12 protein-coding genes and 2 pseudogenes are annotated in these 14,398 nt (G+C 71.7%); 8 read left to right on the forward strand and 6 right to left on the reverse strand.

The window, feature by feature from the left end:
- Window positions 1–22: 22 nt before the first annotated feature.
- A pseudogene (locus E1286_RS29605) lies at window positions 23–946 on the forward strand (RNA polymerase sigma factor); the annotation flags it as partial.
- Window positions 947–1,114: 168 nt separating this feature from the next.
- Here the strand turns inward: E1286_RS29605 and E1286_RS51775 are convergent.
- Window positions 1,115–1,405 carry a hypothetical protein gene (locus E1286_RS51775; protein ID WP_223190518.1) on the reverse strand — a complete coding sequence of 97 codons (291 nt, stop codon included), beginning with the start codon at window positions 1,403–1,405 and terminating at the stop codon, window positions 1,115–1,117.
- Window positions 1,406–1,659: 254 nt separating this feature from the next.
- On the opposite strand from E1286_RS51775, the gene E1286_RS29615 reads away from it, so the two are divergent.
- Complete coding sequence (locus tag E1286_RS29615) at window positions 1,660–2,817, forward strand: DUF418 domain-containing protein (RefSeq protein WP_342776271.1); 1,158 nt, start codon at window positions 1,660–1,662, stop codon at window positions 2,815–2,817.
- Between the two features lie 16 nt (window positions 2,818–2,833).
- Here the strand turns inward: E1286_RS29615 and E1286_RS50560 are convergent.
- Window positions 2,834–3,153: pseudogene (locus E1286_RS50560) on the reverse strand (hypothetical protein); the annotation flags it as partial.
- Window positions 3,154–3,410: 257 nt separating this feature from the next.
- Here E1286_RS50560 and E1286_RS29620 point away from each other — a divergent pair.
- Both E1286_RS29620 and add read left to right on the forward strand, forming a co-directional pair.
- A complete protein-coding gene (locus E1286_RS29620) occupies window positions 3,411–4,166 on the forward strand; it encodes a class I SAM-dependent DNA methyltransferase (protein ID WP_132617703.1) in 756 nt (251 codons plus the stop codon).
- Between the two features lie 67 nt (window positions 4,167–4,233).
- Window positions 4,234–5,226 carry an adenosine deaminase gene (add, locus tag E1286_RS29625; RefSeq protein WP_132617705.1) on the forward strand — a complete coding sequence of 331 codons (993 nt, stop codon included), beginning with the start codon at window positions 4,234–4,236 and terminating at the stop codon, window positions 5,224–5,226.
- Here add and E1286_RS29630 read toward each other — a convergent pair.
- The gene (locus tag E1286_RS29630) at window positions 5,167–7,176 is read right to left on the reverse strand and encodes a beta-galactosidase (protein ID WP_132617725.1); all 2,010 of its coding nucleotides are present in this window, start codon (window positions 7,174–7,176) and stop codon (window positions 5,167–5,169) included. The two genes, add and E1286_RS29630, sit on opposite strands and share 60 nt — an antisense overlap.
- Before the next feature lie 270 nt (window positions 7,177–7,446).
- Here E1286_RS29630 and E1286_RS29635 point away from each other — a divergent pair, with 270 nt between their 5' ends.
- Window positions 7,447–8,478 (forward strand): LacI family DNA-binding transcriptional regulator, encoded by a 1,032-nt coding sequence (locus E1286_RS29635; RefSeq protein WP_165969968.1) that lies wholly within the window; start codon window positions 7,447–7,449, stop codon window positions 8,476–8,478.
- Window positions 8,479–8,570: 92 nt separating this feature from the next.
- On the forward strand, window positions 8,571–9,755 hold the full coding sequence (locus E1286_RS29640; protein WP_165969969.1) for a GAF domain-containing SpoIIE family protein phosphatase: 1,185 nt from the start codon (window positions 8,571–8,573) through the stop codon (window positions 9,753–9,755).
- A 3-nt stretch (window positions 9,756–9,758) separates the two neighbouring features.
- Here the strand turns inward: E1286_RS29640 and E1286_RS29645 are convergent, their stop codons facing one another.
- From E1286_RS29645 to E1286_RS29655, 3 genes are all read right to left on the reverse strand, one after another.
- Complete coding sequence (locus E1286_RS29645) at window positions 9,759–10,652, reverse strand: phosphotransferase enzyme family protein (RefSeq protein WP_165969970.1); 894 nt, start codon at window positions 10,650–10,652, stop codon at window positions 9,759–9,761.
- A 145-nt stretch (window positions 10,653–10,797) separates the two neighbouring features.
- The gene (locus tag E1286_RS29650; protein ID WP_132617711.1) at window positions 10,798–11,445 is read right to left on the reverse strand and encodes a response regulator; all 648 of its coding nucleotides are present in this window, start codon (window positions 11,443–11,445) and stop codon (window positions 10,798–10,800) included.
- 4 nt (window positions 11,446–11,449) lie between these two features.
- Window positions 11,450–12,643: a sensor histidine kinase gene (locus E1286_RS29655; RefSeq protein ID WP_132617713.1), complete on the reverse strand. Its 1,194-nt coding sequence runs from the start codon at window positions 12,641–12,643 to the stop codon at window positions 11,450–11,452.
- Between the two features lie 184 nt (window positions 12,644–12,827).
- On the opposite strand from E1286_RS29655, the gene E1286_RS29660 reads away from it, so the two are divergent.
- Both E1286_RS29660 and E1286_RS29665 read left to right on the forward strand, forming a co-directional pair.
- Window positions 12,828–13,541, forward strand: a complete 714-nt coding sequence (locus E1286_RS29660) for an ABC transporter ATP-binding protein (protein ID WP_132617715.1) — start codon at window positions 12,828–12,830, stop codon at window positions 13,539–13,541.
- Window positions 13,538–14,311, forward strand: coding sequence for an ABC transporter permease (locus tag E1286_RS29665; protein ID WP_132617717.1), 774 nt, complete (start codon window positions 13,538–13,540; stop codon window positions 14,309–14,311). The genes E1286_RS29660 and E1286_RS29665 overlap by 4 nt, the downstream gene beginning before the upstream one ends.
- The last annotated feature ends 87 nt before the right edge of the window (window positions 14,312–14,398 follow it).

The following is a 14,398-nucleotide window of genomic DNA, read 5'->3' on the forward strand; positions in this document are numbered from 1 at the left end:
TCTCGAACTGGACGACAACGTCGCCGACGGCGGGACGCTCGGCGCCGACTCGGTGAAGGCGTACCTGAAGGAGATCGGCCGTGTCCCGCTGCTGACCGCCGAGCAGGAGATCGACCTGGCCAAGCGCATCGAGGCCGGGCTGTTCGCCAAGGAGCGGCTCGACACCGAGCCGGGGCTTCCCGACGACCTGCGCGCCGACCTGGAGTGGATCGCCGACGACGGCGAGCGGGCCAAGCGCCGCATGCTGGAGGCCAACCTGCGGCTGGTCGTCTCCATCGCCAAGCGCTACACCGGCCGCGGCATGCTCTTCCTCGACCTCATCCAGGAGGGCAACCTCGGCCTGATCCGGACGATCGAGAAGTTCGACTACCGGCTCGGCTACAAGTTCTCCACGTACGCCACGTGGTGGATCAAGCAGGCCATCACCCGTGCGATGGCCGACCAGGCCCGGACGATCCGCATCCCCGTCCACATGGTGGAGCTGATCAACAAGGTGGCGCGGGTGCAGCGCCGGCTGCAGAGCGAGCTCGGCCGCGAGCCCATGCCCGAGGAGATCGCCAAGGAGTGCGAGCTCGAGGTCGACCGCGTCATCGAGGTGCAGGGCTACGGCCGCGAGCCGATCTCCCTGCACACCCCGCTCGGTGACGAGGGCGACAGCGAGTTCGGCGACCTCATCGAGGACACCGAGGCCGTCTCCCCGGCCGACGCCGTCTCCTTCACTCTCCTGCAGCAGCAGCTGCGCGCCCTGCTCGGCCAGCTCTCCGACCGCGAGGCGGGCGTGATCAGCATGCGCTACGGCCTCAACGACGGCAAGCCGATGACCCTCGACGAGATCGGCCGCGTCTACGGCGTCACGCGTGAGCGCATCCGCCAGATCGAGGCCAAGACGATGTCCAAGCTGCGCCACCCCTCCCGTTCCCTGGCCCTGCGCGACTACCTGGGCTAGCGGAGGGCCGGCGCGTCCCGCCTGCCGGCCCTCGCCTCCGGCCGTCACGCGGACGGCTGCCCGTTCGAGGTCGCGGCCACGGCCCGCGCCGGCATGGGGGCGGCCCTGGTGGCCGCGTTGCCGCCGATGACGCTGACGATCTCCAGCACCTCCATGATCTCCGCTTCCTCAGCGCACGGCGTTGCGCATGTGCAACTTGAGCCCCGGCGCGTACAGGTGCGTGGCGGTGACGTCCTGCGGGCTCCTCCGCACCGGGGCCGCAGTGCGCGGACAGCACCTGCGCCGAGGAGAGGTGGCCAGGCCCTGCTCCAGACGGACGACGTGGTCCACCGACAGGACGGCCAGCGGCGCCGGCTCATCGCGCCGTAACCCGGCGCCCCGCCGTGCCCCGCCGGCGGGGCACTCCCACCGCGGACACCGGCCACGCAGTGCCCTGCCCAGTTCTCTGGATCTGCCCATTTACCAGTATGTGGCGCCATGACACTCGGGACACCTGGTACTGCTAGTCCATAGGCCACGCGGGGCACTGGCTGTCCGTCGGCGATACGACGAAGGTGGAGGCGTCACGTTCCGCCGACACCGGAACAACGCCGGCCGGACAGAGCCCTGAAGGCATCAGCCACTGCCTCCGCAGGCCCCTGTTGCATATGATCCATCCCTTGGCGGCGGAAGGAATGCCGCTGCCCGGCAGAAAGCGGCTGAGGAGAGCAGTTTTGCAGACGTCCCCCCACGAAGAAGCTCCGCCGCACGGCATGGCCGCACGGGCGCTGGCCCCGGACCTGGCCCGTGGCGTCATGCTGCTGGCCATAGCCTTGGCGCACGCGCCGCTGTTCGTGGTCACGGCCAATCGCGGCTCCGCCGTGGCCAACGAGATCGCCGGCTTCTTCTACCAGCTCTTCGTCCACAACCACGCGCGGCCGATGTTCGCCTTCCTGTTCGGCTACGCGCTGGTGCAGCTGATGGACCGGGAGTTACGGCGCGGCAACGACTGGGTGAGCATCCGCAAGCTGCAGCGCCGCCGGGGATGGTGGCTGGTCGCGATCGGCTTCGTCCACGTGGCGGTGCTGGTGCCGATCGACATCCTCGCGGTGTACGGCGTGGCCGCCGTGCTGCTCGCCGGTCTGCTGCGGGCCAAGGACGCCATGCTCCTGTGGGCGGCGGGCATCAGCCTGGCGCTGTCCACTTTCGTCGTCGGATACCCCATGTGGCGGGCGATGTCACACCACGTCGCCGCCTACACCATGAGCTCCATCGCCGCCGGCGACAGGGACTTCGGGGAGATGTTCCTCTCCCGGATCCAGGACTGGCCCTACGGCGTGGTCGTGGGCGTCGTCTCGATCACTCCCGGGGTGATCGTCGGCATGTGGGCGGCGCGGCGGCGCCTGCTGGACCAGCCCGCTCAGCACCGGAGGTTCCTGCTCCACGCCTCAGTGCTCACCACGGTCGTGTCCATCGCCGGTGGCGTTCCCGCCGCCCTCATCCAGGAAGGGGAGTGGACCCGGCCGTCGGACGCCGCGGTGTGGATCGCGGCCCTCGCGCAGGCGTTCACCGGATTCCTGGGCGGAATCGGCATGGCCGCGATCATGGCACTGATCGCGATCGTGGCCGTCCGGCGGCGCAAGCGCCTGACCACGGCCGTCGAAGCGCTTGGCCAGCGCTCACTGACCCTGTACCTCTTCCAGTCCGTCGCGTTCGTCGCGGTCTTCCATCCGTACGGGCTCGGGCTCCAGGACGAACTCGGACTTACCGGCGCCCTGGGGGTGGCCGCGGCGACGTGGCTGGTCTCGCTGCTCATCGCCGATCTCATGCGGCGCGCCGGACACCGCGGCCCGGCGGAGATCCTGCTGCGCCGCCTCGCCTACCGTAGGTAGGTGGCCCGCCGCTGTCCTAAGAACTGCTAAGGCAATGAGGTGAGGCGTCGCCGGCGACCAGTGCGCAGGCCAGTTCGAGGAAGGCGTCGTGGATGTCTGCGCGGGCGTCCCGGCGGATGCGCAGGCGTCGGAAGGCGGGCAAGCGGGGCGAAGATCTGCTCGACGACCCAGCGGTGTTTGCCGAGGCCGGAGCCGTGTTCGGTGCCGCGGCGGGCGATCAGCGGCCGGATCTGCGGGTGCTTGTCATGGTCGTAGCCGCGGTCGGCGAGCACGATGTCGGGGCGTTGCCGTGGGCGGCCGCTTGCCGCGCACTTTGGGGATGGCGTCCAGGAGCGGGCGGGTGGTTCCTGGAGTCCTCCAGCAGGACCGAGGTCACGAGATCGAGCGGGACGGAGAAACTCGCCGACGAACTTCCCGGCTCCTGACTGCCGAATAATATTCGGCTGCTAAAGCACGACTTTTGGGGCTTTTGGCTGATATCCGTACAAAATTGCCGCGTCTATTGTGCGGTGGAGAAAGGCTGCGCAAACGAGGGATCAAGAGTGTCGCCTCAAGCCTTGGGGATCGGGTGCGGCTGACTTAGATTCCCCACTGTGAAACGCTCCCGTTCCAGCCTCGTCCACCAAGTGACGTACGCGATCAAAAATCCGCGGAAAATCCTCCCCCACCTGCGGCGGCTGGCCCGCGACACGTGGTTTCGGCTGCACACGCGCGACCACGTCTCCTACTACCGGGCCGTGATGAGGTCCGACACCGCGCGCGACCCCGAGGGCGCGGTCGGCTCGCACACCCACAAGCGGTGGCTCCAGCTGGGAAGGCTGCAGTTCGACTACCTCGTCGAGCACGGACTGAAGCCCGAGTGCCGGATGCTGGAGATCGGGTGCGGCAACCTGCGGGCGGGCCACCTGTTCATCGACTACCTGCACACCGGCAACTACTACGGCGTCGACATCTCGCCCGACATCCTCATGGCCGCCCAGGACACGCTGGTGCGGCACGGGCTGGGGGAGAAGCTGCCGTACCTCACGCCGGTGCGCGACATGCGCTTCGCGTTCCTGCCGAACGAGCACTTCGACGTGGTCCACGCGCACAGCGTCTTCTCCCACTCCCCGATCGAGGTGATCGAGGAGTGCTTCGCCCACGTCGGCAGGGTCATGAAGCCGGGCGCCTGGTTCGACTTCACCTTCGACCGCACCGAGGGCAAGGAGCACCAGGTGCTGCGGGAGGACTTCTACTACCGCGCCGAGACGCTGATCGCCCTGGCCGAGAAGTACGGCTTCCGCGCCACGTTCATGGACGACTGGGAGCCGCTGCACAAGCAGTCGAAGATCCGCCTCGTCAAGCCCTGACGAGCCTCCCGATGAGAGCGGATATCCGGTTGCGGACGTTCCGGTGCGCTCCCTAGGGTGCCGGAAGGTGAGAGACGTACGGTCGCTGCCGAAGGCCCACCTGCATGTCCACCTCGAGAGCACCGTACGGCCGAGGACCGTGCGCGACCTGGGCGGGGCCGCCGAGCCCGAACGGGTGTTCCCGACCTTCAGGGAGTTCGCCGACCAGCGGGCCCGGGTCAGGGAGCTGCTGCGCACGGCCGAGCACTTCCGCCGGGTCGCGGTGGAGTTCTGCGAGGACGAGGCCGCCCAGGGCACCCGCTACGTCGAGGTGACGTTCACCGCCGCCTCGCACGGCGAGCGCGTGGGCGATCCGGAGATGCCGCTGGAGGCGGTGCTCGACGGGCTGGCCGAGGGCCGGGAGCGCTACGGCGTCGAGTGCCGGGTGCTGCTCGACCACTCCAGGCGCCGGCCGGTGGAGCGGCTGTGGCGCACGTACGAGCTGGCCCGCCGGCACGAGCAGGTGATCGGCATCGGGCTGGCGGGCGACGAGAGCCACCCGCTGGCGCCGTTCGCGCGGGTGTGCGACGCGGCCAGGGACGCCGGGCTGCACCTCGTGCACCACGCGGGCGAGACGGCCGGGGCGGCCAGCGTCCGTGAGGCGCTCGACCTGGGGCACGCCGAGCGCCTCGGCCACGGGATCCGGGTGCTGGACGACCCGGAGCTGGTGGCCGAGGTGGGCGAGCGCGGCATCCCGCTGGAGGTCTGCCCCACCTCCAACGTCCTGCTCGGCCTCGTGCCCTCGCTGGCCGAGCACCCGCTGCCCCGGCTGCGGGCGGCCGGCCTGGCGGTGACGGTCAACACCGACGGCGAGACGGCGCTGGCCGACGAGTACGACCGGCTGCGGCAGACCCTCGGGTTCGACGACGCCGGCCTGGCCGGGCTGGCCCGCGCCTCGATCGAGGCGTCGTTCGCCCCCGACGACCTCAAGGCCCAGCTGGGGGCCGGCGTCGACGCCTGGCTACGCCCTGGCCACCTGGACGACCGCCGCCCCGAGCGGGCCGAGCACGACCTGCCCTGACACCGGGAGGCCGGTGAGCAGATCCGTCCCGCCGTCCAGCGGGACGGATGCGGACTCGTCCGCGCTGTGGTTGAGCAGGAAGACGTACTCGTGCGCGGCGTCCTCGCGCACCGAGCACTCCACGTGCGCCGGCACACCCTCGAAGCGGGAGCGGACGCCCGCCCGCTCCACCGCGTCGGCCACCACGGCGTCGAGCGCCGCCTGCTCCAGCAGGGTCGCGACGTAGACGACGCGTCCGGCGCCGTACTGGTTCTCCACCACCGCGGCGCGCCCGGCCAGCAGCCCGTCGGCGTACGTGGCAAGCGCCCTGCCGGTCTCCAGGTGCAGGTCGTCGCGCCACCAGGTGGCCGTCGCGCGCCGCCCGTCGGCGAACTCCACGGCGAACACCTCGTGCGGCCTGGCCGGCCAGTACTCGTCGATCTTCGCCCCGATGAGCCGGCGGAACGCCCCCGGGTAGCCGCCGGGCCGCACCCGGTTGCAGTCGTCCACGACGCCGGAGAAGAAGGACATGACCACCGTCCCGCCGTCGCGGGCGAACGCCTCGATCCGCGCCACACCCTCGTCGCCGATCAGGTACGCGTTCGGCACCACCAGCACCTGGTAACCGTCCAGCGGCGAGGTCGCGGAGACCACGTCCACCGGCAGGTGGCGCTCCCACAGCGGCGTGTAGTGCCGCATGACGGTGTCGGTGTAGCTGAAGTCGTTGCGCGGCAGCCCCGCCACCTCCTCCAGCCCCCACCAGCCGTCCCAGTCGAACAGGATCGCGACCTGCGCGCGCTGGGTCGTGCCGGCCACCGGCGCGAGCAGCTTCAGCTCCCGCCCGAGGTCGGTGACCTCCCGGAACGTCCGCGAGTCCGGCCCCGAGTGCGGCAACATCGCCGAGTGGAACCGTTCGTGGCCGCCGCGGCCGGCCCGCCACTGGAAGAACATCACCGAGTCGGCCGCCCGCGAGACCGCCTGCAGCGAGCCGAGCCTCATCCGCCCCGGCTCCTTGACGACGTTGAGCTTCCACTGGCTGACCGCGCTCGCCGCCTGCTCCATGAGCATCCACGGTTGCCCGCCCTTGAGCGAGCGGAACAGGTCGTAGTTGAACGCGGCCGACACGTGGGAGTCGGGCTCGGCCGGGTTCGGGTAGATGTCGAGCGCGACGGCGTCCTCCTCCGGCGCCCACTTCCAGTAGTCGGCGTGGCGGAAGAAGCGCATGAAGTTGGTCATGACCGGGATGTCGTCGCGGAAGGAGCGCACGATGTCGCGCTCGGCGAGGTAGCACTCCAGCAGCGCGTCGGAGGTGAAGCGCTTGAAGTCGAGCCGCCGGGCCGGGTTCATCCAGGTGCGCGGGATGTTCGGCACCTCGATCTGTTCCCAGTCGGTGTAGACCTGGCCCCAGAAACGGGTGGTCCACGCGTCGTTGAGCGCCTCCAGCGTGCCGTACCTGCGCTGGAGCCAGCGCCGGAAGTTCACCGAGGCGGCCTCGTTGTAGGCCGTCGGGCCGTACTCGTTGCTGATGTGCCACATCGCCAGCGCCGGGTGGAAGGAGTAGCGCTCGGCCAGCTTCGTGGTGATCCGGGCGGCGTGGTCGCGGTAGATCGGCGAGGACGGGTCGTAGTGCAGGCGGTTGCCGAAGCCGAACGGCTGCCCGTCCGCCATGATCGGGAAGACCTCGGGATGCAGCTGGGTGAGCCAGACGGGCGGCGCCGCCGTGGGGGTGGCCAGGTTGACGCTGACGCCGTGGTCGTGGAGGAGGTCCATGATCTCGTCCAGCCAGCCGAACTCGTACCGGCCGGGCTCCGGCTCCAGCGACGCCCATGCGAACACGCCCAGGCTGACGGTGTTGACGCCCGCCTCGCGCATGAGGCGCATGTCCTCCTGCCACACGGAACGGTCCCACTGCTCGGGGTTGTAGTCCCCGCCGAAGGCGAAACCGCCTACACGACGGCGGAATGCGTCCATACGTGTCATGTCACCTTCTCCTGCGCATTAAGCGAGAAACAGCATCAATGCCATCGGAAAGTTTCCGGACAATTTCCTGAAATATTACCGTGACATTGCCGATCGGTTACGCTAGGCTCCCGCCCGTAGCCCTGTCAACCATCTGGGACGTACGGCGATATGCCGCCAAATGTGCCAGGTCAGAGGGTTGTCTGTTTCGCGTGATTTTCCGAAAGTCATGAGAAGCCGGTGCCATCCGATACGGCGGCACCGCGGCACACGGGAGGTCCTGTGGCCCGAGCCACGCTGGCCGACGTCGCGGCGGCCGCCGGAGTGTCCGTGCCGACCGTCTCCAAGGTCCTGAGCGGCAAGAAACACGTGTCCCCCGCGACCCGCGACAAGGTCCTCGAAGCGGTCAGAGCCTCCGGGTACGAAGCCCCGCGCGCGCCCAGCACCCCTCGCGTCGGCCTGGTCGACCTGCTCATCGACGGGCTCGGCTCGCCGTGGGCGCAGGTCCTCATCAGGGGCGCGGAGAAGGCCGCGGCGCGCTGGGGGTTCTCGCTCGTCGTCACCTCCTCCGCGCGCTCCGACTTCGACCTGCGGCGCTGGATCGGCATGCTGCGCAAACGCGGCACCGACGGCATCGTGCTGGTGCTCTCGCGGGCCGACCAGCGCGAGATCGAGACCGTCGAGGAGCTGCTGCACGTGCCGCTCGTGCTGCTCGACCCGGTGGGGCAGCGCGACCCGCGGCTGTCCACGGTCGGCTGCACCAACTGGCTGGGCGGCGTCATGGCCACCACCCACCTGCTCGACCTCGGGCACACCAGGATCGGCTTCATCGGCGGGCCGCTCGACACGCAGTGCACGCTCGACCGCTACGAGGGCTACCTCGCCGCACACCGTACGTTCGGCGTCGACTCCGACCCCGCGCTCACCCGCTACGGCGACTTCCTCGTCGGCGGCGGCAAGCGCCTCGGCGCCGAGCTGCTCGACCGCGACGACCCGCCCACCGCCATCTTCGCCGGCAATGACCTGCAGGCCGCGGGCGTCTACCAGGCCGCCACAGAACGCGGCCTGCGGGTGCCCCACGACCTGTCCGTGGTCGGGTTCGACGACGCGCCGCTGTGCGAGATGCTCTCGCCGCCGCTCACCACCGTCCGCCAGCCGCTCGACGACATGGCCAACGAGGCCGTACGCCTGCTCTCCGAGGCCCTGACCCACCCGGGAGGCCCCGCCGGGACGCGCATCGAACTCGCCACCACCCTCATCGTCCGCGGCAGTGCCGCGCAATTGCGGGAGAATGCGAAAGAACCCCACAAATAGCTGTGAAATAACGTTCGTTCGTAGGAAATGACGGCCGGGAGCCCTATTGTGTGGCACGCGGTTATCCCCGTCATTTCGGAGGACGGACGTCGGTGAATCCCGGGTTCCTCATCAAAGATCCTCGCAGCCGTGCCGGATTACGGCTGAGCGGTGCCACCGCCTCGCAGGAACGCCTGGCGTTCCTCAACGAGGCGAGCACCCGCATCGGCAGCACGCTCGACCTGGCCCAGACCTGCCGGGAGGTGCTCGACGTGGCCGTGCCGCGGTGCGCCGACGCCGGCGGCATCATGGTGCAGGAGCGGCTCATCACCGAGGGCGAGTTCCCCGCGCGCCCCAACGACGGCACGGCGCTGGTGCGCCGGGTCGCCACCGCGGTCGCGGTCGAGAACCCCTTCGACTGGGACCGCGCGTTCCCGGTCGGCGAGGTGGCCGTCTACCCGCCGTTCCTGCCGCAGGGCCAGGCCATGGCCACCGCGAGGACCGTCCTGGTGCCGCGGCTCGACCAGGGCGTGGGCGACGACAACGCCAAGGCGTTCGGCCGTGACGTCATCGCGGAGCTCCTGCCCGGCTGCTCCTTCCTCGTCGCGCCGCTGCTGGCGCGCGGCAACGTGCTCGGCTTCTTCGTGCTCGTCCGCGAGGCGTCCAGCGAGGCGTTCCAGGACGCCGACGTCGCCCTGGTCGAGGAACTGGCCGCGCGCACCGCCATCTGCATCGACAACGCCCGCCTGTACGCGCGGGAGCGGCGCACCGCGCTCGCCCTGCAGAGCAGCCTGCTGCCGGCCCGCATGGGCCAGCTCCGCACCGCCACCCAGACCCTGGCCAGCCTCGACCTCGACCCCGCCGAGCTGCTCTACCGCCTCGACCGGGTGGCCGGCCGGCTCGACCTGGACCAGATCGCCACCTGCCTGTACGCGCGCTACGACGTGGCGGCCGGCACGGTCCAGATCGCCAGCGCGGGTCACCTGCCTCCCGTGCTCGTGCGGCCGGACGGGGTGGCCGAGACGCTGCCCGTGGTCCCTGGCCCGCCGCTCGGCATCGGCTCCGAACAGTACGAGCTGTGCGAGTTCCCCCTGCCCGCCGGCGGGCTGCTCGCCCTCTACACCGACGGGCTGGTCGAGGGCCGGGAGTGGAACATCGACGAGGGGCTGGCCAAGCTGCGCGCCCTGCTGACCGGGCCGCCGCACGGCATCGAGCGCATCTGCGACATGGTGATCCGTACCCAGTGCCCGCACAGCGACCGCGACGACATCGCCCTCCTGCTCGCCAAGGCCGTCTGACGCTCAGCCGCGCATCCCCGCGTACGCCCGCGCCAGGCCCGCCTCGTTGTCCTCCGGGCTGCCGCTGACGCCCCTCAGCGCGCCGCGCGCGATGCGGCCGGCGACGTGGATGGCGGTCACCGCCCACCGCAGCCGGACGAACAGGTCGAGGTGGTCCAGGTCGCGCACGATCGCCGGGTCCACCGTGCGGTAGCCGTCGAGCACGTGGCGCAGCGCCCGCGGGGTGTCGCGGGTCAGCACGGCCACGCACGCCACGTCGTACAGGAGCGGGGCGTGCAGGACCGCGTCCCAGCCGACCAGGCCGTCCAGGGCGGACGAGCCGCCGCTGAGGCGGAAACCGTCGAGTCTCGGGTCACCGTGGACCACGCCGAGGCGCAGCAGCGGCGTGGCCTCGCGCGCCTCGTCCAGCACCTGTGCGGCCGCCCGGCGCACGTGCGGCGGCATGGGCACCTCCCGCAGGCGGGCGCTCGCCCACGGCCAGGGCCACCTGAGCCGCTCGGGCAGGTCGTCCACGGCGTCGGCCAGGAGCCGGTGGGCCCTGCCCAGGACGGCGCCCAACCGGCGCAGGTCGTGCGGCGAGCCCGCGTCGGGGACCGTGCCGGGGACGTACTCCAGCAGCGCCAGCACCCCCTCGGGCAGCTCCGCCGCGAGTCGGCCGTCCGGCAGGGCGACGGGCGCGCCGCCGGCCAGGCCGCGCCGCCCGGCGCGCGCGGCCACCCGCAGGCCGCCGGCGAAGGCGGCGGCGTCGGCGGTGTCGGCCAGCTTGGCGACGTAGCGGACGCCACCGGGGGCGCGGACCAGCCACGTGGTGGAGTTCAAGCCGCCGGTGAGCGGCTCGGTGCCCTCGACGGGGAGCTGCCAGGCGGCCAGCGCGGACAGCAGCCGATCGTGACGCATGGGGCTCCCGAGGGCGGAGGAGGCGGACGTCATGCCCTCCATGTGCCCCGCCGGACGGCCGCTCGCACCCGAGCGGGCGCCCGGTCGGCCCCGTCTGGAGCGGTCGTCCCGGCGCGGGGGCCGGGACCGGGGTCGGCGGGTGGCGTCAGAGGAGGCCGGCGTCGCGGACCTTCATGGCGACGTGGACGCGGTTGTCGGTGCCGAGCTTGGCGAAGATGCGGGTGATGTTGGCCTTGACGGTCGCCACGCTCACCGAGAGCGTGCGGGCGATCTCCGCGTTCGAGGCGCCCCTGGCCACCTCGACGGCGACCTCGCGCTCGCGGTCGGTGAGCGCGGCCAGCTCGCGCGCCGCCTGCTCGCGCCCGGGCTCGTGCCGGTCCGTCGCCGCGGCGATCACCTGCCGGGCCACGCTCGGCGACAGCACCGGCTCCCCCTTGGCCACCGCCCGCACGGCCTCGATCATCTTGGCCGGCGGCGTGTCCTTCAGCAGGAACCCGTGCGCGCCCGCCCGCAGCGCGCGCAGCACCATGTCGTCGGCGTCGAACGTGGTCAGCACCAGCACGCGCGGCGGCGCCGGACGGCTGAGCAGCAACTCGGTGGTGACGAGGCCGTCCTGCTCGGGCATCCGCAGGTCCATCAGCACCACGTCGGGACGCAGGTCGCGGATCACGGCCACGGCCTGCCGCCCGTCGCCCGCCTCGCCGGCCAGGTCGAGGTCGGGCTCGCCGCCCAGGATGAGGCGCAGGCCCGTGCGGACCATCGGGTCGTCGTCCACGATCACCACTCGGATCACGGTGTCAAGCCTCCCACGGCAGGCGCGCTTCCAGGACGAACCGTCCGTCGCGTACGGCGTGAGTGAGAGTGCCTCCGGCCATCCGGGTGCGTTCGGCCAGGCCGACGAGCCCCAGCCGCCCACCCGGCCCCGCCGCGTGCGGCGGGGCGGGGTTGCTCACCCGGATGAGCAGCCCGCCGCCCGGCCGCCCGTCCAGCTCGGCCCGCACGGGGCGGCCGGGCGCGTGCTTGCGCGCGTTGGTGAGCGCCTCCTGCACGATCCGGTACGCGTGCCGCCCGGTCTGCGCCGGCAGTTCCTCCCGCGCTTTCACCGTGTCGTCCACCTCGACGCGCTGCCCGGCGGCGCGTACCTCGTCGAACAGCGACTCCAGGTGAGCCAGCGTCGGCTGCGGGGCCTCCAGGCCGCGCTCGTCCTCGCGGCGCAGCGTGCCGAGCACGGCGCGCAGCTCGTTGAGCGACTGGTGGGCGTTCTCCTGGACGGCCAGCGCGGCCTCGCGGGTCTGCTCGGTGCTCAGATTCTCCCGGTACGCCAGCCCGCCCGCGAACATCGCCAGCAGCGACAGCCGGTGGGCCAGCACGTCGTGCATCTCCTGGGCGATCTGCAGCCGCTCCTGGAGTTTGGCCTGCTCGACGCGTTGCCCCTGCGCCTCCGCCTCCGCCGCCCGCCACGCGGCCTCCCAGTCGCGGCGTCCGCCCACGTACAGACCGGACACGATGGCGGCGCCCAGCAGCGCGGCGCCCACCACGCCGTAGAGCACGGCCGCCTGCGGGCTGATGTGCCACCAGGCGGAGGCGACCAGGAACAGCCAGAACACCGCCGCGACCGGCGCCACCTGCCGCCACCGGCGATGCGTGGCCAGCGACGCGATCGCCACGAGCGCCGGGCCGACGACGGTGGACGAGAACGCCACCGGCGCCACCGTGGCCAGCGCCACCAGCCACGGCCGGCGCCGCCGCCACGGCAGCAGCGCGATCCCGGCGGCGCCGAGGCCCAGGTCGGCCAGCAGCCCCGGGAGACCTTCATCGATCCCGGGAACGCGGCCGGAGAAGGTGATCAGGGCGACGCAGGCGAGCGACAGCGGCAGCGCGGCGAAGAGATAGCGGAGCACGCTCCCCAGCCGTTCCTGCACCCACCGACGGCCGCCCTCGCCGATGGCCGGGTGTGACGGGACGCTGCGCGGGTCGGGGTGGTCGTGCACGGGCTCCAGCCTAGAGACCGGCCGGCCCGCCCTTCAGATGCCCAGGTCGCGTACGGGATGGCCCATGGTCGACATCCGTTGTGGACCCAGGGCTACCGGGCGGGAGACCGCTGTCCGGAACGCCGCCCGGAAGTCTGGCCTCGGGTCCGATGAGGAACAACCGCGTTCGCGATGGACTCGATCCGTGATCGAATTCCACCGCGTCAGCAAGGCGTACAAAGGGGTGCGGGCCCTGGACGACGTGTCCTTCACGGTCCGGCCCGGCACCGTCACCGGTTTCCTCGGGCCCAACGGCGCCGGCAAGTCGACGGCCCTGCGCGTCCTGGCGGGCCTGGCCCGGCCCACCTCCGGCTCGGCCACCGTGCTCGGGCGACCGTACGCGGAGCTGGAACGCCCCGGCTACGAGATCGGCACGCTGCTCGACGCGGGGGCGCTGCACCCCGGCCGCACCGGGCGCGAGGTGCTGACCCTCGGCGCCATGCTGCTCGGCCTGCCCCGCACGCGCGTCGGCGAGGTGCTGGAGCTGGTCGGCCTGAGCGGCAAGGAGGCCGGGCAGACCGTCGGCCGCTACTCGCTGGGCATGCGGCAGCGGCTGGGCATCGGGCACGCCCTCCTCGGCCACCCGAGGGCGCTCGTCCTCGACGAGCCGGCCAACGGCCTCGACCCGCAGGGCATCCGCTGGATGCGCGAGCTGCTGCGCGGCCTGGCCGGCTCGGGATGCGCGGTGCTGCTCAGCTCTCACCTGCTGCACGAGGTGGAGCAGGTCGCCGACCACATCGTGATGATCGGCCGCGGCCGCGTGCTCGCCCAAGGCTCCCTGGAGGAGCTCGGACGGGGCCGCAGCCTCGAACAGACCTTCCTCGACCTCACCGCAGACACCGATCGGAGCCCCGCATGACCACGATCACCTCCGGCACTCCCTCCCGTTCCGAGGCCACGGGCGCCTCCCGGGGCGTTCCCTTCGGCAGGCTGCTGCGGGTCGAGACGCGCAAGCTGTTCGACACGCGCGGCAACCTCGTGCTGAGCGCCGTCCTGGTCGTCCTGTCGCTCGCGCTCGTCGTCGGGCGCAGCGTGGTGACCGGCGAGACGCGCTTCTTCACCCTGGCCGGGACGGCGGCGATCGCGCTCGGGGTGTTGCTGCCCGTGCTCGGCGTCCTGACGATGACGGGGGAGTGGAGCCACCGCACGGCGCTGACCACGTTCACGCTGGAGCCGCGGCGGGGGCGGGTGCTGGCCGCCAAGTGCCTGTCCGCCGTGTCCGCGACCGTGGTGGTCAGCCTGGTCTCCCTTCTGGTCGCGGCGCTGGTGACGGCCGTACACGGCGGGGAGGCCCGCTGGAGCGTCGACCCCTTGGCCCTGCTGGGGTGGATCGCCACGATGGTCCTCATGACAGGGGAGGGGCTGGCTCTGGGCCTGTTGCTGCTCAACGCGCCCGCCGCGATCGTCATCTGCCTGGTGAGCCCCATGCTGTGGGGCTTCGTCGCCCGGCTCGGCACGGCAGGGGAGACGCTGGCCACCTGGCTGGACCTCAACGCCACCACGAACGCCCTGATGAACGCCGACATGTCACCCACGGCAGCCGCCCAACTGGCCACCTCGGCCCTGGCCTGGATCGTGCTCCCTCTGGCGGCGGGCTTCCTGCGCGTCCTCCGCACGGACATCCACTGAATCCCGGCACATCCGCGCCGGCGGAACGCTTCGTGCCGGATTTCCCGGGTGGTCCGGCTAGGCGGGGGTGGGGGAGGTGCGCAGGGC

It is taken from the genome of Nonomuraea terrae (genome assembly GCF_004348995.1).
In the GTDB taxonomy this organism is placed as follows: domain Bacteria; phylum Actinomycetota; class Actinomycetes; order Streptosporangiales; family Streptosporangiaceae; genus Nonomuraea; species Nonomuraea terrae.